This window comes from Vibrio sp. OPT46 (genome assembly GCF_015163535.1).
Classification (GTDB): Bacteria; Pseudomonadota; Gammaproteobacteria; order Enterobacterales; family Vibrionaceae; genus Vibrio; species Vibrio alginolyticus.
The window spans coordinates 25,419-49,200 of record NZ_JADDYG010000842.1; the positions used below are offsets into that span (position 1 = coordinate 25,419).

A 23,782-nucleotide genomic window follows, 5' to 3' on the forward strand; every position below is an offset into this window, starting at 1 on the left:
TATCGGCTTTTAGCGCTTGGAGCTGGATAAAGTTTTTAGCGATGTTATTTCTCTGGTGATAGTCATCACCTACAGCGAGTACCAGATAGTCACCAGCTTTTAAGGTAACTTCACCGAGCTTTCCGGAAACCGTGTGGCCATCGCGTCGGATCGCGACAACTGCAGCGTTGAACATAGCGCGAAAGCCAATTTGTTTTAAGGTCTTATTTACTAAAGCACTTTCAGGGCGTAATACGACCTCTTTGAGATCATGACTTAGTCTTTCGCCTTTATGAGCAAAGAGTGATAAGCCCGGGAAGTGATTCAGTTGAGTTACTTTTCTAATCTCTCCACAGAATAATAGGCGATCATTTTCCTCTATTAACTCATGTGGTGATACTGGTGAAATAGTTCTTCCTTGGCGATGAATCTCGACTAAAAACAGAGAGTTTAGATTTCTCAGCCCGTTGCGCTGAATAGTTTTACCGATAAGTGGGGAGTTTGGTTCTACCTCAGCGTCAATGAAGTATTGAGCTTGAGTATCTGCTCGTTCAATGTTGCTAGGTAGCCAATGGCTAAGTAAAAACAGGGTGAGCCCGCACCCAAGTACAACAATGCTGCCAACAAGTGAAAAATCAAAAAAGGAGAGACTAGGTAGCCCAGCATCGAGCACCATACTATTGACGATTAAATTCGTCGAAGTGCCGATCAGCGTTAGTGTTCCGCCAAGGATGGCAGCAAAAGATAGGGGAAGTAGCAGTTTGCTGGCTGGGTGAAGGGCATTGGCACGTATTGGGGCGATCATGGTAGAGACCACCGCTGTGTTGTTTAGAAATGCTGAAGACAATGTGGTTATCGAGAACAGTCGAACCCAGGTAGATTTATAGCTAGGTTTGATGACTAATTGCGAGATTCTACGAAGTAGTGAGGTCTTTTCTAAAGCTAGCGAGCAGATGATAAGTAGTACCAGCGTAAGTACGCCAGGATTGGCAATACTGCTAATGAGTTGCTCTGTCGATACGGATCTGCTGCTATATAAAACAAGCAAAACTACTCCAAAAACCTTTTCAGGTTTGTTTTGATACCTTGTGACAAGGGCAATTATTGCAATCACAAAAACGGTAATGACAAAGTAGGCTGAATGGGTCTGTGACATTATTTAATTGCTTCAATTGTTTTTTGAGTCGAGTTTAAATAGCCTTGAATAAAATCACTCATTTGCTGAGAGTTACTATGTTGAAAGCGCTCTAGTACTTTACTCGCTAGCTGAGTTTTATCGGTAATGTCTATAATATTCAGAGCAATCATGTCTTCTACAATCGCTTTGAAGTTGAAGTAACTAGGACCTGATATCACTGGAACGTTGAGTGCGACTGGTTCAAGCACATTATGTCCACCAACTTTATCCCCAAGCAAACTCCCAGCCATAAAGCAAACATCACTGGCACCAAGGAGAATCAGCATTTCACCCATAGTATCAGCAAGGTATACCTGTGTATCGGCGTTAACTATTGCAGCATTGGTTCTTCTGGTGCTATTAAAGCCGGAATTTTGGCAAAGCGCAAACACATCATCAAATCGTTCCGGATGGCGAGGAACCAAAATAAGTAATGCATTTGGATGAGATTTTAAAACTTGTCTATGTGCATCTAATACCTGTTCGTCCTCGCCTTTGTGGGTGCTAGCTGCAATCCAAATCGGACGATCGTTTCCAAGTTGGGCTCGAAGCTGCTGTCCTTGCTGTTTCACTTGCTCTGATATTTGAATATCGAACTTAATCGAGCCAGTAACGGATAGTTTCTTTTTCTCAACGCCTAAGCGTTCGAAGCGCTCTGCATCTGAATCCGTTTGGCAGAGTACTTGAGTTAGGCATGGATGAAGCTGGTTAAAAAGCCGCTGTATTTTGGCGTAGTTCTGACACGATTTTTCAGATAGGCGCGCATTCACGACAGTTATAGGGATACCCGCTTTGTGAACATTGTGAAGCGTGTTTGGCCACAGCTCAGTCTCAATGATCAACATCTGTTTTGGCTGCACTGCTTTAAGAAAACCTTTGATAGCGAACCCAAAGTCAATTGGCATATAGCGGTGTTCAATTAAATCACCCAACTTAGCAATCTGTTCAGCTCCCGTACTTGTTGTTGTTGTAACTAGAATAGATTGTTCGGGGTTTTGTTCCTTAAGGGCTTTGATTAAAGGTGTTGCTGCTATGCTTTCACCAACAGATACGGCATGTATCCAAATAGGTTTGTCGTTGCTTTTTAGCTTGGGGGTTATGCCAAAGTGCTCTTTCCAGCGAGAGCCGAACTTAGGCTTATTTGGTTTGCTCTTGTACAAACCAAATAAAAGCAGCGGTGACGCTAGGGCGAGTAGTAAGGTATAAACAATACGAACTAACATGAGCTTATCGTAATGGCGTCAAGTTTTTGGATGCTATCTAGCACTTGCTTAGGCGAAAGTTCTGTCAAGCACTTAAGGTGTTTGTATTGACATTCACGCTGGAAACAAGGGCGACAATCAATATCGGTATGAACAATCTCCACTTTTTCTGCGAGTGGGGGGGTGTACTTCGGTGAAGTTGAGCCATACACGGCAACAACATTACAACCAACCGCAGCTGCCACATGCATTAAGCCTGAGTCATTCGCGACAACTGTCTTGCATGCAGCAAGTAGGTCGACCGCTTCAATTAAGCTGGTTTGTCCTGCTAGAACATGAATGTTCTTATGGAATTGCGTCGGGACAAGTGCGCGGATATTGTTACAAGTCTCTAAGTCCTTTTGAGAACCAAACAACCAGATTTGATGCCCAGATCGAGCCATTTGCGTCGCAACTTCAGCGTAGTGTGTTTCGGGCCATTTTTTGGCAGGACCAAACTCTGCTCCTGGGCACAGTCCAATGGTTGGTTGGTCTTGCGTTAAGTTGAATTTTTGGATCGTGGCTTTTTGCTCTACTTCGTTGATTGCGAGGCGTGGGCGAGGTAAGGTTTCAAGCCCGCCAAGAGAGTTAGAATCCACCATTTCTGCTTTTGGATAAGCTAACGCTACATAGCGCTCTACCATGTACTGAAAAGACTTCATGTTAGGGCGTAAGTCATTCAATAAGCCATAGCGCATTTCTCCTTTCCAGCCAGTACGAAGAGGAATGTTGGCAAACCATGGGATCAGTGCTGATTTCGCTGATTTAGGCAAGATATAGGCGTGGTCATATTGCTTTTCACGTAATGATTTACCAATTTCCCTGCGGCCTAATAAGTTAAACTCACCATGACCGATAGGCATTTCAATCGCTTGGTGGATTTCTGGCATACGCTCAAGAATCGGTTTACACCATCCTGGAGCGATCACGTCAATTTGGCTATCTGGATGGCGTTGCTTTAATACGATATATAACGATTGCGACATTACCATATCGCCGACCCACGCAGGGCCAATGACTAAAATCTTCATGCTTTGTTTTTCCAGTATAGGAATTTCAAAATTGACTCATAAGTTCTAAAAAGTTCAGCGTATATTTTATTCGCAAGAGTCATTTTGGATTTATCTTTTCTTTTACCACCAATCGTCGAAGCAATCTCTGCTCTAGTAAAGAGATCTGGAGACACGCTGTAAACTTGAACACCATGTCTCCATGGTTTTTCCATGTAGTCATCGACTGGTTCAATAAACTCTTGAGCATGCATAACAAACTTTGAGGCTGCTTTAGGTGTAACGATATAAGCGGTGGTACCACAAGTGCCTGCTGAGTATCCCCCTAGCATATGATTATCATCAATCGGTACGATTGGGGTGAATACACGCTTCTGAGTGGCAGACAACTTGATGTAGTCATAATTAGAAGTCAATGGAAGGGTATGTTCGAGTACTTGCTTCAGCCCTTCTACGGGGTCGACGTTGTCTTCTAAGATGACGATCGGTTCATCAAGCTCAACACAGCGAACCCACAACTCGTAATGGCTTGCAAAACAGGCGACTTCACTGGTTTTTAATTGATACCCTTTGCGGCGTAGAGTAATGGTAGGACGACTTTTTTCTGAATGAAGAAAACGGTCAACAGAGCCATCTACTGCATCAAAAAATTCAAACGTAATGTCTTGTTGTTTTAACTTTTCTTCAATACGTTCTCGGCGATCTAGCGATCGAGCCAAGCTTACGACAAATACTTTCACTGCACTTTCCAGTCGCTGTTATATCTTGGTTTAAACAAATTGTAATAGTTATTGCCGTCTTCTTGAGAGTGCAGCAACTGTAGTACCCACATATATTGTTCGGGTTTATCACCGACAAAATATTCAATGGCTTCATTACAGGTACGAGCGTCTTGCTCTTCGCCTTTATCCAGCTCAAACGCTGGTAAAATCTCAATATCAAACGTACCATCTTCAGTGTTCATCGACGCAAATAGAGGCAGTACTTTTGAGCGTGATAGTTTCGCAATTTTGCCTAAACCAGGTAGCGTTGCTTTACGTGTTGCAAAAAAATCCACAAACACACTATGCTCTGGGCCGTGATCTTGATCAGGTAGATAATACCCTACATAGCCATCTCGAATGGATTTCAGAAAAGGCTTAATGCCACCTGAGCGTTCATAAACACGACCACCGTATTGGACCCTTTGCTTGTGCATCAGCCAGTCAGCAACATCATTCTTTTGCTTCTTCGCCATTGCAGAAACTGGCATTCCCATTGAAGCGAGCAAGATAGCAGGCACATCAATAGCCCAAGAGTGGGGAACCATTAAAATTACATTTTCGTTGCTATCAATGTGCTGTCGTAAAATGTCTAGGCCGCGAATTTGGCAACGGTTCTGAAGCCATTTTGGTGAGCGTAAACTTAGTAACCCGAAGCGAAAAAAGAACATGGCCGCTGTGTAGAGTGTTTTTTCTATCAAAGCTTCACGTTCTTGGAACGACTTTTCCGGAAAACACAGCTCAAAGTTAACCCTCGCTCGGTGAGCTGGACCTTTGTGGGATTTACACAGTTTTTTGGCTATGGTTTTCGCCAACCACTTTTGTAAACCCAGTGGCATTAATGATAACGGTAAAAATAAGATAACACCTAACCACGTGCCCCAGTACTTAGGCGACAGAAAGTGGCGCTTAAACTCAGGGTTATATGCTTTGGGGTCGAAGTCATCACGTTTTATTGTCATGGCGTGTCTAGTTACCTATTCGTGTACGGGCGAAGTGGTTTAAATGAGAAAAAGATAGTTAGGAATGATACAGGCTATTGCACTTGAGTAAAGGTGGCAGGTTATGGTTCTACCACCTTGTGGTGCTTAACTGTTTTGGATAGTTAAGTATTCGGCAACGCCTTCTGCAACTGTCTTGAATTCAACATCACAACCTGCGGTGCGCAGTTTGGTCAGATCCGCTTGTGTGAATTCTTGGTAAGCGCCTTTTAGGTGCTCAGGGAATGGGATGGTTTCAATTTGGCCTTTGCCATGATGCTTGATAACTGCTTTTGCTACCTCTTCAAAAGATTCAGCACGGCCAGTACCACAGTTAAAAATGCCTGATACGCCGTTTTCTAAGAACCACAGGTTTACTTTACATACATCACCAACGTAAACGAAGTCGCGTTTGAATGATTCGCTGCCCGCGAACAATTTAGGATTTTCACCTGCGTTAAGTTGGTTGTTTAGGTGGAATGCAACTGATGCCATGCTACCTTTGTGGTCTTCACGTGGGCCATATACGTTGAAGTAGCGGAAGCCGGTGATTTGAGAAAGGGTCTCACCATGTTCTTCAGCATCTTGCCATAGGCGACGAACGTAGTTATCAAACTGCTGTTTCGAGTAACCGTATACATTCAGTGCGCCTTCGTATTCGCGTTCTTCAACGAAAGTCTCTGTATCGCCGTAAGTGGCTGCTGAAGAAGCGTATAGGAATGGAATCTCGCGATCTAAACAGTAATGCAGCAGCTCTTTAGAGTACTCGTAATTGTTTAGCATCATGTACTTACCATCCCACTCAGTCGTTGCAGAGCAAGCACCTTCGTGGAAAATTGCCTCAATCGGACCAAAATCATCGCCCGCCATAATTTGGGTCAGAAAGTCGTCACGATCCATGTAATCTGTGATGTCCAGATCAACTAAGTTCTTAAACTTTTTGCCATTTTTTAGGTTGTCGACAACCAGGATATCGTTAATACCAGCTTCGTTTAGTGCTTTAACAATGTTGCTGCCGATCATGCCAGCGCCACCAGTTACGATGATCATAGAACTTCCACCATAGATTAAAATTTTCTCAGGAATTCTAGCAAGAAACGAAAAGTAGCGCTATTGGAAGCAGGAAGATAGGTTTGAGTCTTCTATGACTTAGTATCTAGATATGAAAAAGGGAGCCTTAGCTCCCTCAAGTAGGCAGTTATTTAGCATTTGACGTATTTGGGCGTTGATACCAAGGGTTACGCTCATCCGTCAGCTCAATCAAGCTGTACTTACGACCTAGCTTCTGACCGCCATCGCGAGTCAATGGTTGCCAGTTAAAGAACGCACGGTTGTTGCTTGGCTTAACGGTCATGATGTCGAATGGAATCGAAATGTAGAAGCCTTTAGTAAAGCTACCTTCACCGAATTCGTCAGCCGACAAATCACTGATTGATGCGAATGCACCTGCAATGACACCACTCTTGAACTGTTTAGATACATTCACTTGTGTACCGATATCACCCGCTAGGAACTGACCAACATCAACTTGAATCATCAAATCTTGTAGGAAATCCCATTGAGGGTAGTAATAACCCGACACAAAACCAGTAAAGCCTTTATCTACAACTTGGAACGGGCGTCCATATTCTGGCACATTTTGCCATTTCTCATCGTAAACACCGAAGTAACTTTGTGGATCACGTTGAGAAATTAAGTTGACGTCAGCGCCAATCGCCCAGTTAGCTCCTTGTGGTCGGTAAAGAAACTCGGTACCCACACCCGCGAACATACTTTCTAGATAACCAGCGTAGAACTGCTGGTCCATGGTATCTGAATACTCTTGGAACCAAGTTAACTGCAGGTTGGACATGGTTACAGCATGTTCATTTTGATAAGCACGGAACATGGTACGTACCCGAGGAATCGAAGTGCCATCCGGTGGGGTTACGTAGTTAAACTTGTCGTAGTTGTTGTACCAATCCCAGTATAGCGAGCCACCAATTTCTAGGTTATCTGTCAGCCAGTAAGAGGCGCTGCCACTTAGACCAACACTGAACAGGTAGAACTCTTCTGGGTTGCCCAAGGTCTGAGCCAGTTTTGGTGAGAAGCCCCAATCAAAGCGCTCAAAACCATCGTAAGCAGGTTTGCCTTGCGGTTTATCACTTGAGGTTGATGTTGCATCTTCGATATTTGGATTGATGTAGTTAACTTCTGCAAAGTCACGGTATTTCTCTTTGGAGATAACCGTTTGATCGCCGATCAGACCACGACTGCGTTCATTGATAGTAAAGGTATCAATGTTGTCTGGCATTTCGTTATAAAGGACTGCCGCCGCTTTTTCATGAGCTTCATTGCGATCACGATACTTTTTCTGCTCGCCGACAACCGAAATGGTATTGTCTTTAACATAGAGTTGGGTATTTTGGTAGCCAGCAATTTTATCCAGCTCCTCGGTAACACGTTCCCAATCTACATCAGACAGTTGCTCTGGTTGCTTGTCTTCAACTTCTGGTGTTGGTGTATCACGCCAGAAAGATGGCATATCATTGAAGTTAGTGTAAAGACTCACGCCAGCAACTAACGTATCTCCGCGCTCGTAGCTCAAGCGCAAATCTGCCATATGTCCTAAACGATATAGAACACCAAAGTTCCAAGGCGTATGAGGTGTCATGTCTACACCACCACGTACCACAGGGAAATCTTCGCTGTAATCGTTGCTGTCGTATTCAAGCTTAAATCGCAGTGGCGCGTGCAAAGTTTGGTACTCGACACCACCAAAGAGTGCAGCAGAACCTTTGAACCAACGTTCAAAATCCACACTACCACCATTACCTTTGTAATCAGAAGGGCGCTCACAGAAACTATCGGACAGCTTACAAGCTGGGTTGCTGATGTTGTCGCGCGTACCTAAGTAGCCCCAGCCCATACCTAAAGTGAAATCAAAGGTACCAAGGTTTGGGTTAGAATAACGTTTTGTCGCAGCAACAAACTCACCATCAAAAAGACCGGTGCCTGCAAAGTCACGCACACCAATCGAAAGCTCTGGCAGGTACTCGGATTCTTCTAACAAGCGAACTTTAAAGTCGATTCCCTTGTCGGTGTACTTGGTATCACCCGAAAAGCTCGGATCGTTACTGTAGAAAAGATCGTTCACCATGGTGTAACGAATGGTCGTTTCTAGCCATGGCATCACTTGCAAAGTCACATTGTAAAATAGGTACTCGTCGCTACCGGTAATAGCAAAGTTAAACTCGCCTTCAGGTGCCATACGACCTGTAGGCATCTGCATTAAGCCGACACCACCAAAGTCCATTTGTGATGGTTGCAATGGCGGCACTTCAAAAGGTATGTCTTGAGCCCACACCAACGCTGGACCCATTAAAGAAAGGGATAAACTGGTTCTGATCAGGTTCATGTTTAGTTCTTCGATGAGGTTGGTTTACGTTGTGCAAGCAGAGCGACAATGTCTTTATCCATTTGTGATTTTTCGAACTCATCAAATGGGATATACACAATGGTAAGTGGCGGCAAGTAATATTGAGTGGTTAACCAACTGCCATGGTGAGGATGAATAACCTTGCCATCCGGGTAAATTAGAATTGGCGGATAGGCGAGCTCACCAATATCACCTGAACGTAGATTATCGACCTGTTCATGCAGAGCGATACCCGCTTGGTTTTCTACCGCGTAGACTTTTTCCAAGTTACCCACATACAACACTTTTTCTTCACGTTTTGGTGCACTTAACGCAAGTTGACCTTGTAAAAGAGGGTTATCAAATTTATCTAGACGGATGCGATCAACATCAATGGCCGACAGCACGCGAGGTGCAAACTGGCTTCGTTGGATAAACTTGTAAAATGGGTGCGCAACTAAATTATGTTGAATCATTTGGTTTAACACCGAATTCTTTAAGGCAGTACTTCTTTGCACTGCTGATTCGGAATTATCAAATAGAGTCACAGCTAAAGGGTATTGCAGGGCGATTTGTTGTTCTTGTGCATGCTTAAGTACGCTCTCTAAACGTGCCGCTTGTTGGAACTGCAATGTTTTGTCCGTTCCGACAAGTTCTATATTGAGCGGTGGTAAGGTGTGATTTTGAGCTTGAACGGTAGTCGGTGTCGCCAGAATCGTTGCCGTTAAACTTAGGCTTAATAAAGATAGCAGTCGCTTATTCATGATTTTCTGTACCCTTTCAGAATCGTCAATTCAACAGGCACCATGTTTGGACCTAAGTGTTGACGTGTTTTCACTACTTCTCCTTTACCGTTTACCCAGTATTGGTTCTCTACAGTTTTTTCTAAGCTGGTAAACGTTACAACCTCGGTATAAACATCAGTAGAGGTAGAAGAAATAGGGGTTATGACGGTTTCTTTACCTTGACGAGAACGTTGGACTTTAGCCGGGAACCCATAACGGTATTTGTCAGCCCAATCGTAAGAAAGAGAATATTGCACAGAGGGCGCTGAGTAGGCAGGAACGTTGCCATAAATACCTGCTAAATTGGTGGTTTGCAAACCAATAGTTTTAACGATATGACCGTTCTCTGTTACTACCATTGCCTTGTCTGCGCTTACCCACTTTAATTGGGTATTACCAGTTAATGGGTTTTGCTCAGCAAAGGCCAACACTACGAAGACCTGTTTTTGGTCACCAATTTTTAAGTAAGCACTGGCATAAGGTACCGCTTCAATCTCTTCTGGCGTTAGTTCAACATCGATGTAGTTACCATAAGCTTCTTGGACGGTAGCGGATACGTCATTGAATTTTTGTGTACAGCCAAAGATTGAGCTCAGTAATGGTAGGGCAATAAGTAAGCGCATCCATTTTTGCGATAGAAGAGTGTTCATCATTCCCTCATTACAAATAAAATCGCCCTGAATAGATCAGGGCGATTGTTTCAATATCTACAACACTAAAAAATTATTTAGTTACTGAAGTAGAAGTAGAAGTAGAAGTAGAAGTAGACGTTGAATCGCTGTCTGACGCTGCAACTGCTACTACAGTTACTGCTGCTGCTGCACCTACTGCTACTGCAGTTGTACCAGTTGCAGATGCTGCTGCTGTACCAGTAGTACCAGCTTCAGTCGCTGCAAATGCAGTTGATGCGCTTAGAGCCATAAGAATAGCTAGAGCTGTGTTCTTCATTATTAATCCTTGTATTTCAGATTTTAAAACATCGATGTTTGGTCTGTTTAGAACATACCATCGTTCATTTTAGTTAAAAAACAATCAGCATGTAAACAGTTTCCTATGTGAATTTGCCTAACGTTAAAGAAAAGTTGTTGCAAGACTGAGAATAGAGAATTGCTTAGGTTTGATAGTTGTACTGAATCAAAATGCGCCTTCGACTGCGTTATTTCCGGTCACCTCTGAATTTACGCAAACGTTCACATTTTTTATTCAATGCATCCGTAGTGGTGTTCTGTTTTAAGCGGCTGGCAGCCAGTGTTTTTCTCATTCGTGAGAATTTACGAACCATAAACGGAAATCTGAGACGTTTTTGCCCCCTTGCCGTTTTGCGCTAATACATGCATAATTTGCCAGCTTTTGTGTTGCGTTTATAAAAGATTGTTTTTTGAACGGTTAGTCGCAAAAGTGAGGCTTAAAAAGAATATTTATATCAATAAACCGAATGGATCGGGAATCAGCGAACAGTGGCTAACGCGTAATGCCGCCGGGCGGTAGCGTGTAAACGCACAAGCGAAATTGACAAAAGTTAACAGACATTCACTGCGCGCGTCGTTCATAATGTGCAGCGGTCAGTCGACACCCAAGGAACACTTACGTGATTAATAAACGACCATGGCTAGGGGCGTTGAGTGCAATCAGCTTAGGCTTGTGCTCATTTTCTGCCTCAGCAGATTTTTATGCTGGTGCGTTAGTAAGTTACTCTAACGCTGAATTTCATCATTCCTCTTCTCCAGTAACCGAGGGAAACCCTTTCCTTCTTCAAGCGCAAGCTGGTTACTTCTTCAATGATTACCTCGCTTTTGAAGCACGTTACGGAACTTCTGTACAACGAGATAGCGGACTTGCACTAGATAGTCTTGCGAGTGGTTTTATTAAGTTGAATATGCCTGTCTCCGAGCGTGTAGCACTTTATGGACTTGCCGGTTATTCTAGTGTCCAGATCGACCAACAAAATGTAGGCTCTAATAAAGATCAAGGTTTTAGCTTTGGCTTGGGTATGCATTATGCTTTGGACAAGCAGAATGCAGTTGTCTTTGAGTTTGTTGATAGCACATCTGAGGACCAGGCACGCTTGAACGCACTTACTCTTGGCTTTCAACACCGATTTTAATTAAAGACCTAGCGCCTAGTTTTGTTGCTAGGATTTTTAACTCCTGACTTTAAATAGCGAATTATCATGCTCAAAGGATATTTCTCGATAGGTGCTTGCATTCTAGCAAGCCTATTTGCGCCGCTTACTAATGCGCAGACTCCAACCCCAGAACAAATTCAGATGTTTCAGAACTTACCAGCAGACCAGCAACAAGCATTAGCGAGTAAGTATGGTATCTCTATTCCTTCCGGCGCTTCTTCTCAGCCAAGTAGTTATCAAAACCCTCAAGTGATTGAGCAACGCCCGGCTGCTAGTAGTGCTATGGAGGCAAAAGCTAACGACTCAGAAGACTCAGAAAAAGGTGAACAAGGTTTAAAGCGTTTTGGTCTAGATTTATTTGCAGGTTCACCGACGACGTTTGCACCAATCAGTGATGTACCTGTGCCTGCTGACTACACGGTAGGAGCTGGTGATGAAATCGTTATCCAACTTTTTGGTAAAGAGAACACAACGCATCGTCTTCGTGTTAATCGTGCAGGCATCATCAACTTCCCTTCCCTTGGTCCTGTTCAAGTGGCCGGCATGACATTCTCTGATGTGCGTGATTCTCTAAACCAGCGAGTAAAAGAGCAAATGATTGGTGTGCGCAGTGACATTTCGCTAGGTGAAATGCGCACCATGCAAGTTTTTGTTATGGGTGATGCCTTCAAGCCAGGAGCTTACACTGTTAGTGCACTAACAACGATCTCTCAAGCCATTTATTACAGTGGTGGTTTTGGTGAGAGTGGCGCATTGCGTAACGTGCAGTTAAAGCGCAATGGTCAGGTGATTCGCAAGCTTGATATGTATGACCTATTGTTGAAAGGCGACGCGCGCAATGATGTTCGACTGTTACCTGGCGATGTCGTCTTCATCGGTGCATTGGGTAACACGATTTCGATTGATGGTGAAGTAAACCGTCCCGCAATCTACGAAATCAAACCAGGTGAAACCTATAAGCAAGCGATTCAAATGGCTGGCGGTTTTACGGCTAACGCTTATAGCGATCAAATCGAAGTGAAGCGTTACGCCACTAAAGGTGCTCGCGATGTATTAACACTGAACTTTAGCCAGTCACATGACCAGCAAACTAAAGTCAAAGATGGTGACGCCGTTAATGTACTGAAGAAGAGTGAAGAACTAACTCGTTACGTGCAAATTGAAGGTGATGTTCGCCATCCCGGCTTTATTGAGTGGAAGAACGGTCTGCGAATCGCAGATTTATTCCAATCTGTTGATACCTCATTTAATTCTACTGCAGATGTAAACTATGCCGTTGTTGTTCGTGAGGTTAACCCACAACGTGACATCGAGGTTTATCAAGTAAATCTTGCGAACGCGATTCTTTCTCCGAGCAGCAAAGATAACCTAAAGCTAAGCTCACGTGACCGAGTGCTGGTATTTAACCGTTTCAACAATGAAGATTTAGATACCCTTGCAGATCAAGATACGGTCACGAAAGCGAAAACGCTTGAGCAAGCACAATTTAAAGCCGAGCTGGATCAACAAAAAGAGCAAGAAGTTATGAGCTCTTCTGTTGCAATATCTTCAGCGACAGGCAATGTGTCGAAGGGGCAATCTTCAACTGAAGAATCAGAACAGCCGAAAATCATATTCCGTGGCAAAGAAATTACCAAAGAAGATTTTGAAGCATTAAAACAAAATACGCGCCGCACGTTACTTGCTCCTGTTCTGCTACAGCTTCAACAGCAATCGCGTTTGGGTTTAGCTCCGCAGATTGCAGAAGTCTTCGGTGAGGTAAAACACCCAGGACGTTACCCAATTACCCCACGTATGACGATTTCTACCTTGATTGAAGCTGCTGGTGGTCTAACTTATGACGCATTCACCATTAACGCCGAGTTAGCTCGTACAGTAATAAACAGTAGAGATGAGCGCGCTTCTATTGATGTTGAGCGTATTGATTTACGCCAAGCTATCAAGGGTAGCTCTGCTGACGATGTCGTTATTGCTGGTCGTGATCGCCTAAACATTCTTGAGAAGCCAAATGTCAAACTGCAAAGCACAGTAACGTTGCAAGGCGAAGTTCGCTTCCCTGGTACTTATACTGTCCGTCAAGGAGAGACCTTAGGCGAGTTACTTGAACGTGCTGGTGGTCTAACCGAATTTGCACATCCGCAAGGGGCTATCTTTACTCGTGAGGCTTTACGCCTTAAAGAGCAAAAGCTATTAAACCAATATGCCGCAGATATGCGAGCAGAAACAGCGAAGAAAACCTTCCGTGCAGACAGCAATATGGCGTCGGTAATCTCAGACCCAGATAAAACATTGAAGTTTGTTGAAGAGGCAAGTCGCAGCAAAGCTCTTGGACGTATGGTAGTACAGCTTAATCGCATTCTTAAAGACGAGCGTTCTGCGGACTTTATGTTAGAAGATGGTGACTTCTTATTTGTACCAACCTTCCGCAATACGGTTTCGATCATGGGTGAAGTTCAAGTTCCAATTACATATCTACTGGATAACAAGCTAGATGTGGATGATTACCTGAACAAAGCTGGTGGCGCGAAAAAACAAGCAGACGAAGACCGTATCTTCGTTGTACGTGCAGACGGCTCGGTTTACAAACCAACGTCAGGTTACTGGTTTGGTAACAACCATGAAGAGCTAAAAGCGGGCGATACTATTGTTGTTCCAATTGATACAGACTACCGCGATGCGTTAAGTACTTGGACGGCTGCAACACAGATTCTTTACCAAACGGGTGTAGCGATCAATGCGTTGAAGTAGAGAGGATGTTTCAACGCGATAATAAAACTCAAAATTATGGCAGCTAGTTAAGTTGCGAAAAGTGTAACTTAACCCACTGTACCATGTCGTTACTTATCCAGTATCAAACTCTAGGCTTTAATGAAACCTAAAGCCTAGAGTTTGGCTACAAGAATTCTAGGACCTTAAATATCAATGGAACCCCAAAAAATTACTGAATATTCTCAATTGACTATACCTCCAGAAGGTGTGGGAAACACTAATGGTGAGTTGAATCTGAATGAGCTACTGAAGGCTATTTGGAGTGGGAAGTGGGTTATTTTACTATCGACACTTATCTTTGCTTTGGGAGCAGTCTTATATTCACTAAGTTTGCCTAATATATATAGAGCTAATGCATTGCTTGCCCCTACAGAAAGTTCCGGTAGTGGCGGACTTTCAAAGATGGCAGGGCAACTTGGAGGGTTAGCTGCTTTAGCTGGTGTAAACCTAGGTGCAAACGAGTCTTCACAAACAGACTTAGCTGTTCAAGTTTTGCAATCTCGTCGATTTGTAGATGCTTTTATCAAAAAGCACGATTTACTTGTACCTTTAATGGCTGCAAAAGACTGGAACTTAAAAAGCAACAAATTGATATTGGATGAGAGAGTATATAACTCTGAAACCCAGCAGTGGTTACGTGAGCCGGAAGGATTAAGGGGAGTGAAACCTAGCTCTCAAGAAGCATTTGACGTGTTCTTGAAAAATGTATTAGTGGTAAACCAAAACAAAGATACTGGTCTATTTAATATTTCGGTAAAATACTACTCTCCTTTTCTCGCTAAACAATGGGTAGATTGGTTGATTGAAGATATTAATGAGGTGATGCGTGAGAGAACGATTAAGGAAACTACACAAAATCTATCATATCTAAATACTCAGCTAGAAAAAACTGCTATTGCTGATATGAGAAGTACGTTCTACAAACTTATAGAAGAACAGACTAAAACTCTAATGTTAGCGGAAGTACAAGAAGAATTTATATTTAAAACAATTGACCCTGCAGTAGTGCCAGAAATTAAAGATTCACCTCAAAGGGCTTTGATCTGTATTCTAATAACAATTATTGGATTTGTACTTGGTCTTGGTATTATATTTGTGAGGTTGTTAATTGCAAAGGATGACATTAATAAAATAAACAACTAGAAAATGTAATTTAACAAATTGGTTTGACTTAATATAAAAAGAGCAGATGTTATGAGAGAGATTTTAAGGGCTTTTAAATATACTTTAAAGTCGATAAGGGTTCATACATATGATTTGATATTATATGTTTCTTCTTCTAATAAGTATCTTAACAATGATAAGTTGACATATATTTATAAACTTAGAAAAGATTTCCACAAAATAGAAAAAGGTCTGACGATGATACCAAGAAGACCTTTCTTTGGCTTCAGAGTTTTAGATAATATAATAGATACTATTGAAAAAATTGATGATAGAAATCATCAAGACGTAATAAGTGCTGTCCATGTGATTGAACATTATATAAGAGAGCATAATAATGACCAAAAATTAATAAAGTACATCGACTTTGTGAGAAAGTTTAATCTTGGGTCTCAGGGTGATAAAGGTGGATATCAAGAAATAAAATTAGAAGAGATATGCACTTCTAATTCGGACTTTAATATATATAAAAATGTAGTGTTAAATAGAAGAACAGTTAGAAGCTTCAGGAAAGAAAAAGTATCACAAATAGATGTGAATGAAGCTGTTAATATAGCTAGACATTCTCCATCCGCATGTAATAGGCAATCGTGGCGAGTTAAAGTCATAGATAGAAAAGAAAAAATAGACGAGATTTTAAAGTTACAAAATGGTAACGACGGTTTTAGAGAGCAAATTTTAAACCTAGCCGTTATAACAGCAGATCTAACATCCTGTATATCACCAGAAGAACGAAAGCAAGTATGGTTTGATAGCGGCCTTTTCTCAATGAATTTTGTTAACTCATTACATGGACTTGGTATTGGTAGTTGTTTCTTGAACTGGTGTGTTGATATAAAAAATGATAAAAAAATAAATAGCTTACTATCACTTGGAAAAGGAGAGGTTGTTACTGTTGTCATAGCATTTGGTTATTACGACGATAGCACTTTAATTTGTACATCTCCAAAGAAAAGCAATGACCAATTAGTTGAGTTTGTTTGTGATTGATATACTTGTACTAATACTGTTTTTTGCAGTCCTATTTTTCTTTTCTAGAACAAAAATATCTTTAATCTATAGTATTGGAGCCGTTCTTTTTTATGGTGGAGTAATTTTACTCTATTTTCATGTGAGTAAGAATGGTGGAAAATTCACTCCTCTTTTTCCTGATGAAAGTACTTATATAAATGGAACTAGCCTTCTTTTATATGCTAAGTTTGTTTCGAGTTTATTTGATGTAACTGGACCTGCTTTTTTCAGGGCTTTGAATTTTTTATCTTATAATATAGCTATGATTATAGTTCTAAATAGGGTGAAAAAAATAGATTATGTCAGTTTGTTTATTGTCTCTTTATTGATTTTTGGTAACTATTGGAACTTCTTTATATTGAAGGAAGGTTTGACTGTATTAGGTATCACATTAATGCTTCTCTCAATTGAGAAACACAAGAAGTTCTTACTATTCATTTCAAGCTTTATATTGGTACTAGCCAGACCTGAAGCTATAGCATTGATAATATATGCCTTTATTTGTTCTCGAGTATATAACACTTCAAAGGCTAAATTTATAATTATTAATGTTATTGCTGCAGCTATAATGATTTACTTTTTTTCGTTAGATATAAGTCAACCTGTAAAACTGAGCTTTATATCAAGGCGAATGGAGGATGTTTATAAAAGTTATGATAAAGAAACACTAGCTGTATCAAATTTGCCGGCTATACAGTTCTTTTTCTCTTCTATATATATCGAAACAGTAGTTGTTAACTTCAAAAGAGCTTTTAGTGTATTCTATAATTCAAAAGGCTTAGCAACGCTATTAGTGTTAATAAATTTTACTGGATTATTTGTTTTCATATTCTCAAAATGGAAAAATAAAGTAAATGTAATCGGATTCTATTTTCTTTTTTGTAATTTAGCGTTAGTACTTTCGCATAACACTTATCGCTATGCCAATGCGATAATTATTCCATATCTATTGATCTACATTTTGGAGAGACACCTTGAAAATACTTATAATGAGAGCAAGTAATACTAAAAACTACGGCTCTTTGATGATGGTTGCTAATTATATCCGAGTATTCAAAAATAAATACCCGAAAAGCACCTTTATTGTTGATAATGTTGAGATTGATGGAGTTGAAAGAATTAAAGCATCTTCTGGTGTAGAAGAAATTGAGAGCTTTCTAGAACTAGGTATTCAATTGAGACCTGACTGCTCAAATGAAAATAGTTTTAATAAACTTATAAAGTATAGTAAATACTCTCTTAGCTTTGGTCGAATGATGAAAGAGATAGGTGTTGATCGCGTTATCCAGCTTGGCGGAGATGATTTTTCTGAGTATTACTCAATAAAAGCCTTATGTATTGAGCTTTTAAAAATAGAAAGCCTTTTAAAAAATAACATCAAAGTCCAACTACTTGGACAAACGATGGGACCATTTTATTCGTGGAGAAAATGGTGGATTAAAAAGCTCTTGAATAAGGTTTCAATTTATTCAAGAGATGAAAATAGTGCTAAGTATCTGATAGAAGAGTTACAACTGGAAAATGTTAAAATTGCGGCAGACTTAGCTTATTTACCATTGTATAAACAAGACACTTCGTATTTTGAAAATTTTCCCGAACATAAACTAGGTAGTTTTAAAGATTACTTTGTTATCGTTCCATCAGGGCTATGGAAGTCTTATACGAGCGATCTTGATTCATATGTTAATTCTTATTTGAGTTTAATTAATCATTTAACCGAACGAGGAGAAAATGTTCTCATTTTATCACATGTTTTAAGTGATACTTCTTCCGATAATAAGATTATAGAAAAAATACAAGAAAGAATTGAACACTCTCCTAAGGTCAAGTTTATTAAAGAAACACTATTACCTGTAGAAGCTAGAGCGCTGATCGCTAAATCAAAATGTGTAGTATCAGGTAGAATGCACGCTTGTGTTTCTGCTTTACAAGTAGGTGTACCTGCCATTCCTCTCTCATATAGTGTAAAGTTTAAGGGAGTTATTGGAGAGCTAAATATTATTGATCGTATCATTGACTCAGTTGGGGATGATTTATGGCGTTTAGACGGTAAAGTTTCACCAATTGTCAATTCAATTTTATCGGAAATTGATAGCTTAGAAAGCACCCATGATAAAACTAGTGTGTTAAGTCAAATCCAAGCGTTAGAACATAAAATATTAACGCAGTTCTAGTAAAGGAGGCCGTAGTTTACGGCCTATTTTATAAATGAAAGCAAGAAACATTTTAACGATAGCTGCAGGTTTGATTTCGAAATTTCTATTGATTATATCTGTTGTTATTATTTCAAGAAATACATCACTGGATTCATTCGGCACCTATGAAATAGCATTGACTTCAATCAACTTACTCTTTCCTTTATTATGTGGAGGTGCAATAGATGGCATATTTCGATTTTGTATAGATAAAGAAGATAAGTCGATAGTTTTTAGTAGGCTATCTCTCTTTGGTCTGGTGTGTTTTTTTGTTCTAGCCCCAATTTCATATTTTGTATTAAGAGTTTATTTTGGGAGCTTATCAATATATTTAATATTACTTGTTTTTTCAAACATTCTTATAGAATTAATCAAACAACTTGAAAAGTCTAATTATAAAGCTTTTGTTGTTACTACGGCGGAGTGTATAAAGAATTTATCTTTCTTAGCGCTTGTTTTTTTATACAGCATGGGGGGGGATAAATTTGGTTTTAAAATTTTAATCTTATATCAACTATTATCTACATTGACTTGTTTATTGTTTTTAGTTATGTATTCCCAAGTTTGGAAGTACATAACTTTTAAGTTAGATGTTATTAAGTTTAATAGAGTGGAGATAAATTATTGTTTATTGATGATGCCAAACACCATTTTATGGTGGGTATTAAATGCTTCAGATAAGTTCATATTAGGTTACTTCATGGGACCTGCATCGGTCGCAATTTATGCTGTTGCTACAAAGTTCCCCTCATTAATTACCGCTCTTAACAGAATTTTTATGCAAATTTGGCATGTTTACGTTGTTGGTAAACAATCAGGAAGTAATAATTCGGGGTGGAAGCCGAATGTTGCGTTGTTAAATGCGGCGTTGGTAATGTTATCTTTGGTTTTTTACTTTTGTTTCGATATTGTTTTCGATTCAAGGTATGATAAAGCGTCCGAATATCTTCAAATTTTACTTATCGGCTCATATTATTCAGTATTGTCTTCTATGATGGGGGGGGTATATATGCGAGAGAAATTAGCCTCTCATGTTTTATTAACCACCCTTATCTCTGCTGTATCTAATATTATTTTGAATTTTATTTTCATACCATACTATGGTGTAATGGCTTGTATAGTATCAACAGTATTCAGTTTGTTTTTATTATTTATCTTGAGGTTGAGATACATTACAAGGAACAAATTAGAAAGTATCGAGTTTTTAAAAAGTCCTATTATTCATGTATGTGTAGTATTCTTCCCGATGTCGTTGATATTTAATATTCATGAAATATCTTTTGTTTTATTTGTTCTATTGTTTTTGATTAATTTCAAGATGTTGAAGGAGAAAATTGCTTGTTAGATATCAGTAATTCCAACACATATTTGGTTTGTGATGTTACCGTCATTATACCTGCCTTTAATGCTGCTAAGTGGATATTAAAAGCACTAGCTAGCATTGAAAATCAGATTTTGAAACCCTCCTCTATTATCATCGTTGATGATGGTTCGACCGACGAAACAAGAAAAATTATCGAATCCTACACAAGTGAAATTACGACTACACTTATCGCTCAGAAAAATAAAGGACCAGCTGCTGCAAGGAACTTAGGAGTTAAGAGCGCCACTACGAAATATGTGGCTTTTTTAGATGCTGATGATGAGTGGGAACTGAACAAACTTGAGACTCAATTTAAATCTATAGATGAAAAATCCTTTTCTACATCAAACTGTTTTTTGATTGATGACAATAGTAAGTTAATTTCCCGTCATATTAATGATTTTGATTATAGTGAGATTTTTCCCTCGATTTTCTTGGGGAAAATATCAATGTTGACACCTGGATTGTTAATTCCTAGAGATGCCTTTATTAAAGTAGGAGGGTTTGATGAAACCCAAAGATATAAAGAAGATCATCTGTTAATATTAGCCTTATTAAGTTCTGGGTTACGAATTAACTACGAAAAAGAGTGTCTTTTTAGTGTGAGAGTCCATGAAGATAGTGGGCGAAATAATTTTGACCCCAAGATAGTTGAGCATTCATTTACGGAATTTAAAAATAAAGCTCTAATTATAAGTCCAAAATTAAAGAAATATGAAAATGAGTTTGATTCGGCACTTTTTTTTATCTTATCCAAAGGATTTTTAGGTAATGATCGCCTTAACTGCTTTAAGTACGCTTGTCGCTCCTTTTCAAGGAAAGTTTCACTTAAAGGCTTTGTTATGATTCTTATCTCGACTTTTCCTGTAAATAAAAAATCTTTAGTGAATTTCAAAAGGAAGATAATGAGCATGAAAAGAGGTTTTAAATGATTTTACTTGCCTATCGAAAATTCATGAAAATATTATTAACTATTTTTTATAAAATTGTCTATTTTAGAAAATTAAAAGTTAATCCTTTTAAATCTTACCTTCATGGATTCATATCGATAAAAAGTGGTAGCTTTTTTGTTAGTAATGGGTTTAGAAATAAAAGAAATGTGAATATATCAATTGATGGTGGAAGCCTAACTTTAGGTAAAAATGTGTTTTTTAATAACGATGTTTCCATTAATTGTCGTGAAATGATAAATATAGGTGACAATTCGTTATTAGGTGAAGGGGTGAAAATATATGACCATGACCATTCAATTTCGGATCCATCTTTATTAATTCGTAATCAAGGCTTCAAAACTAAGCCTGTTAATATTGGGAAAAATGTTTGGCTGGGTTCGAATGTCATTATACTTAAAGGTGTTTCTATCGGTGATAACTCTGTTATAGCTGCCGGATCTATTGTAACTAAAGATATTGATGAAAATTGTATTTATATTCAAAAAAGAAATTCTATAGTGATTAATCGTTATGTGTAGTAAAAAAATACTGTTTTTTGACTCTTATTCTGATGCTTCAGGAGGTGCTCCTAGAAGCATGTTAGATCTTGCGACCCTTTTAAAGAATGAAGGTGACTCTGTTGGCATAATATCTTCAAATAAAGGTTCTTTAGCGGATTTGTCAGAAAAAAATAATATTGACTTCAATTGTATCGGAGTGCCTTCTCCCCTTTTAGTAAGAAGAGGTAATCAAAAGAAAAACATAAAATTCTTATTTCTTTATTTATTGTCATTGATGTTGACCTGGGTTAAATGTTTGATTATTTATCCTAAAATAAAAAATCACATTGTATGTTTTAACGATATTCGTTGTTTTTTATTTTTCCTTCCTATTAGTCTTTTGAGTCGGAATCGTTTAGTTTGGTATGTGCGTATTAATGACCGAGTTAATTTTGTAACACCTTTAGCGATAAGGCTTTCAAAAAAGATTATTTTAATATCATCATCTTGTTATGATATCTTTACGAATGAAGAGTTGACTAAGTATAAACACAAAACGAGTATTGTTCATACTGGATTTTCTATTCCTAAGAATATTTTTTTTGAAAAAAAGAAAAAAATATTGATTGGTTTTGTTGGTGTTCTTTCAAAAAGAAAAAATATCGAGTTGTTAATTGCATCTATTAATTGTTTACCTGTTATTTATCGAAATAAGGTTAAAGTAATTGTAGTAGGCGCATCGAAAAATGATGAAAAAGAGTATGAATTAAGTGTTAAAGACTTAGTCAAGAAGTACTCTTTAGAAGAACAATTTGAATTCGTCGGTCATCAAAATGATGTAGGAAGTTATTATAAACAATTTGACGTTGTCGCTATGACATCCTTTTCCGAAGGTTTACCTAGAACTTTAATTGAAGGGTTATCTCATGGTTGTTATGTTATCAGTACTTTAGTCGATGGTGTTGAGGATATTATAACAAACTCAGAACTTGGTACCATTACTCATGGTTATTGTGAAAAAGATTTCTCAAATGCAATTTGTTTATATGCAGACAATAGGGATAATTTCATTGAACAGAGAGGGTTGAGGGTTGATTATATAAAATCAAACTTCTCAAAAAGTGCATTTTTGAATGGATTTAAATATGTCGTAAAACACATTTGAGTATTAATTGTTTTATCTTTCTATTTTCTTTATGTTTGCATTCTAATGGTTATCAAATGTTTAATGTTGCAATTACTGCTAATACTAGTTGGTATCTTTATAATTTTCGGAAAAACACGATTCTGGCATTGTTAGAAAACGGGTATAATGTAGTCGCTGTTGCTCCAGAAGATTCTTATTCTTCAAAGCTTTCCGAGCTTGGGTGTAAATTTGTTAATATAGATATAGATCAAGGTGGTACTAATCCATTCAGGGATTTAAAAACTCTCTTCCAGTTTTATTATATCTATCAAGCAAATAGTATTGATTGCGTACTTAACTTTACTCCGAAGAATAATATTTATAGTACTTTTTCTGCGTCTTTTTTGAATGTGCCAAGTATAAATAATATTGCAGGACTTGGAGTGTTGTTTATTAACGAAACATTACCATCTAAAATTGCAAGACTTTTATATAAAATTAGTCAAAGAAAAGCATCTAAAATATTTTTCCAAAATGAGGAAGATAGAAAGTTATTCTTGGATAATAATTACGCAAAGGCTTCTGTCACCGAGCGACTTCCTGGTTCTGGAGTTGATTTGTCTCGTTTTAAATATTCCCCATCAGAAAATGACGGAGTTATACGTTTTCTGCTTATAGCTAGAATGCTTTATGATAAAGGTATCGAGCATTATGTGGAGGCAGCACGTCAGTTAAAGCTTATTTATGGAGATTCCGTGGAATTTTGCTTATTAGGTTTTTTAGACGTGAGTAATCCTTCTGCTGTTTCCAAAGAGGAGATGGATTCATGGGTTAATGAAGGAGTTGTTAAGTACCTTGGAACATCTGATAATGTTGAAACCGAAATATCTAAAGTAGATTGTATGGTTTTACCTTCATTTTACAGAGAAGGTGTACCTAAGTCATTACTTGAAGCTGGCGCAATGGGAAAACCTATAGTCACAACTGATAATGTTGGTTGTCGAGAAACAGTCGATAATGGTATAAATGGGTATATTTGTATGCCTAGATCTACTGAAAGTTTAGTAAATTCACTGGAGAAAATAATTAATAAAACCCATGAAGAAAGGCTTTTGATGGGGCGGGCTAGTAGAGATAAAATGTCTAAAGAATTTGATGAAAAGATTGTGGTTGAACAGTACTTAAAAGCTGTCGAAGACTGTTTTTTATCCTGTCAGTCAATGTGAGCGAATTTATATACTTTATCATAAGATTATTTTTAAATAGC

Annotated in this window: 21 protein-coding genes; 11 read left to right on the top strand and 10 right to left on the bottom strand. The window is 38.9% G+C overall.

The features are described 5' to 3' along the window. The 10 genes from IQR33_RS34865 to IQR33_RS29430 form a co-directional block, all read right to left on the bottom strand. The coding region (locus IQR33_RS34865; protein ID WP_228014218.1) for an SLC13 family permease at positions 1-1,135 on the bottom strand (1,135 nt) is incomplete at its 3' end. Further along, a complete protein-coding gene (gene waaA / locus IQR33_RS29390; protein ID WP_053808650.1) occupies positions 1,135-2,379 on the bottom strand; it encodes a lipid IV(A) 3-deoxy-D-manno-octulosonic acid transferase in 1,245 nt (414 codons plus the stop codon). The genes waaA and IQR33_RS34865, both read right to left, overlap by 1 nt. Beyond that, positions 2,373-3,428 (bottom strand): lipopolysaccharide heptosyltransferase II, encoded by a 1,056-nt coding sequence (gene waaF, locus IQR33_RS29395; protein WP_017820719.1) that lies wholly within the window; start codon positions 3,426-3,428, stop codon positions 2,373-2,375. The genes waaA and waaF overlap by 7 nt, the downstream gene beginning before the upstream one ends. Next, complete coding sequence (locus IQR33_RS29400; RefSeq protein ID WP_005379459.1) at positions 3,425-4,147, bottom strand: glycosyltransferase family 25 protein; 723 nt, start codon at positions 4,145-4,147, stop codon at positions 3,425-3,427. Before IQR33_RS29400 ends, waaF begins: the two co-directional genes overlap by 4 nt. Continuing rightward, on the bottom strand, positions 4,144-5,130 hold the full coding sequence (gene lpxM / locus IQR33_RS29405) for a lauroyl-Kdo(2)-lipid IV(A) myristoyltransferase (protein ID WP_193837509.1): 987 nt from the start codon (positions 5,128-5,130) through the stop codon (positions 4,144-4,146). Before lpxM ends, IQR33_RS29400 begins: the two co-directional genes overlap by 4 nt. Positions 5,131-5,256: 126 nt before the next feature. Continuing rightward, positions 5,257-6,198 (bottom strand): ADP-glyceromanno-heptose 6-epimerase, encoded by a 942-nt coding sequence (gene rfaD / locus IQR33_RS29410; RefSeq protein ID WP_005379462.1) that lies wholly within the window; start codon positions 6,196-6,198, stop codon positions 5,257-5,259. Between the two features lie 148 nt (positions 6,199-6,346). Beyond that, positions 6,347-8,545: a YjbH domain-containing protein gene (locus tag IQR33_RS29415; RefSeq protein ID WP_193837510.1), complete on the bottom strand. Its 2,199-nt coding sequence runs from the start codon at positions 8,543-8,545 to the stop codon at positions 6,347-6,349. Between the two features lie 2 nt (positions 8,546-8,547). Continuing rightward, complete coding sequence (locus IQR33_RS29420; RefSeq protein WP_193837511.1) at positions 8,548-9,309, bottom strand: capsule biosynthesis GfcC family protein; 762 nt, start codon at positions 9,307-9,309, stop codon at positions 8,548-8,550. Continuing rightward, on the bottom strand, positions 9,306-9,980 hold the full coding sequence (locus IQR33_RS29425) for a YjbF family lipoprotein (RefSeq protein ID WP_193837512.1): 675 nt from the start codon (positions 9,978-9,980) through the stop codon (positions 9,306-9,308). The genes IQR33_RS29420 and IQR33_RS29425 overlap by 4 nt, the downstream gene beginning before the upstream one ends. A gap of 73 nt (positions 9,981-10,053) precedes the next feature. Then, a complete protein-coding gene (locus IQR33_RS29430) occupies positions 10,054-10,278 on the bottom strand; it encodes a hypothetical protein (RefSeq protein WP_020904330.1) in 225 nt (74 codons plus the stop codon). Positions 10,279-10,918: 640 nt separating this feature from the next. Here IQR33_RS29430 and IQR33_RS29435 point away from each other — a divergent pair. The 11 genes from IQR33_RS29435 (at position 10,919) to IQR33_RS29485 (ending at position 23,741) form a co-directional block, all read left to right on the top strand. Further along, positions 10,919-11,434: a porin family protein gene (locus IQR33_RS29435; protein ID WP_017634964.1), complete on the top strand. Its 516-nt coding sequence runs from the start codon at positions 10,919-10,921 to the stop codon at positions 11,432-11,434. A gap of 66 nt (positions 11,435-11,500) precedes the next feature. Continuing rightward, on the top strand, positions 11,501-14,203 hold the full coding sequence (locus tag IQR33_RS29440; protein WP_193837513.1) for an SLBB domain-containing protein: 2,703 nt from the start codon (positions 11,501-11,503) through the stop codon (positions 14,201-14,203). Between the two features lie 174 nt (positions 14,204-14,377). Continuing rightward, positions 14,378-15,367 carry a Wzz/FepE/Etk N-terminal domain-containing protein gene (locus IQR33_RS29445; RefSeq protein ID WP_193837514.1) on the top strand — a complete coding sequence of 330 codons (990 nt, stop codon included), beginning with the start codon at positions 14,378-14,380 and terminating at the stop codon, positions 15,365-15,367. Between the two features lie 51 nt (positions 15,368-15,418). Further along, positions 15,419-16,378 (top strand): nitroreductase family protein, encoded by a 960-nt coding sequence (locus IQR33_RS29450; RefSeq protein ID WP_193837515.1) that lies wholly within the window; start codon positions 15,419-15,421, stop codon positions 16,376-16,378. Beyond that, positions 16,371-17,402, top strand: coding sequence for a hypothetical protein (locus IQR33_RS29455; protein WP_193837516.1), 1,032 nt, complete (start codon positions 16,371-16,373; stop codon positions 17,400-17,402). The genes IQR33_RS29450 and IQR33_RS29455 overlap by 8 nt, the downstream gene beginning before the upstream one ends. Then, positions 17,374-18,573 (top strand): polysaccharide pyruvyl transferase family protein, encoded by a 1,200-nt coding sequence (locus IQR33_RS29460; RefSeq protein ID WP_193837517.1) that lies wholly within the window; start codon positions 17,374-17,376, stop codon positions 18,571-18,573. The genes IQR33_RS29455 and IQR33_RS29460 overlap by 29 nt, the downstream gene beginning before the upstream one ends. Before the next feature lie 34 nt (positions 18,574-18,607). After that, a complete protein-coding gene (locus tag IQR33_RS29465; protein ID WP_193837518.1) occupies positions 18,608-19,939 on the top strand; it encodes a lipopolysaccharide biosynthesis protein in 1,332 nt (443 codons plus the stop codon). Further along, positions 19,933-20,889, top strand: a complete 957-nt coding sequence (locus IQR33_RS29470) for a glycosyltransferase family 2 protein (protein WP_193837519.1) — start codon at positions 19,933-19,935, stop codon at positions 20,887-20,889. The genes IQR33_RS29465 and IQR33_RS29470 overlap by 7 nt, the downstream gene beginning before the upstream one ends. Beyond that, complete coding sequence (locus IQR33_RS29475; protein WP_193837520.1) at positions 20,886-21,428, top strand: acyltransferase; 543 nt, start codon at positions 20,886-20,888, stop codon at positions 21,426-21,428. The genes IQR33_RS29470 and IQR33_RS29475 overlap by 4 nt, the downstream gene beginning before the upstream one ends. Continuing rightward, positions 21,421-22,554 (top strand): glycosyltransferase family 4 protein, encoded by a 1,134-nt coding sequence (locus IQR33_RS29480; RefSeq protein ID WP_193837521.1) that lies wholly within the window; start codon positions 21,421-21,423, stop codon positions 22,552-22,554. Before IQR33_RS29475 ends, IQR33_RS29480 begins: the two co-directional genes overlap by 8 nt. Before the next feature lie 56 nt (positions 22,555-22,610). Then, complete coding sequence (locus IQR33_RS29485; protein WP_193837522.1) at positions 22,611-23,741, top strand: glycosyltransferase family 4 protein; 1,131 nt, start codon at positions 22,611-22,613, stop codon at positions 23,739-23,741. Positions 23,742-23,782 lie beyond the last annotated feature (41 nt).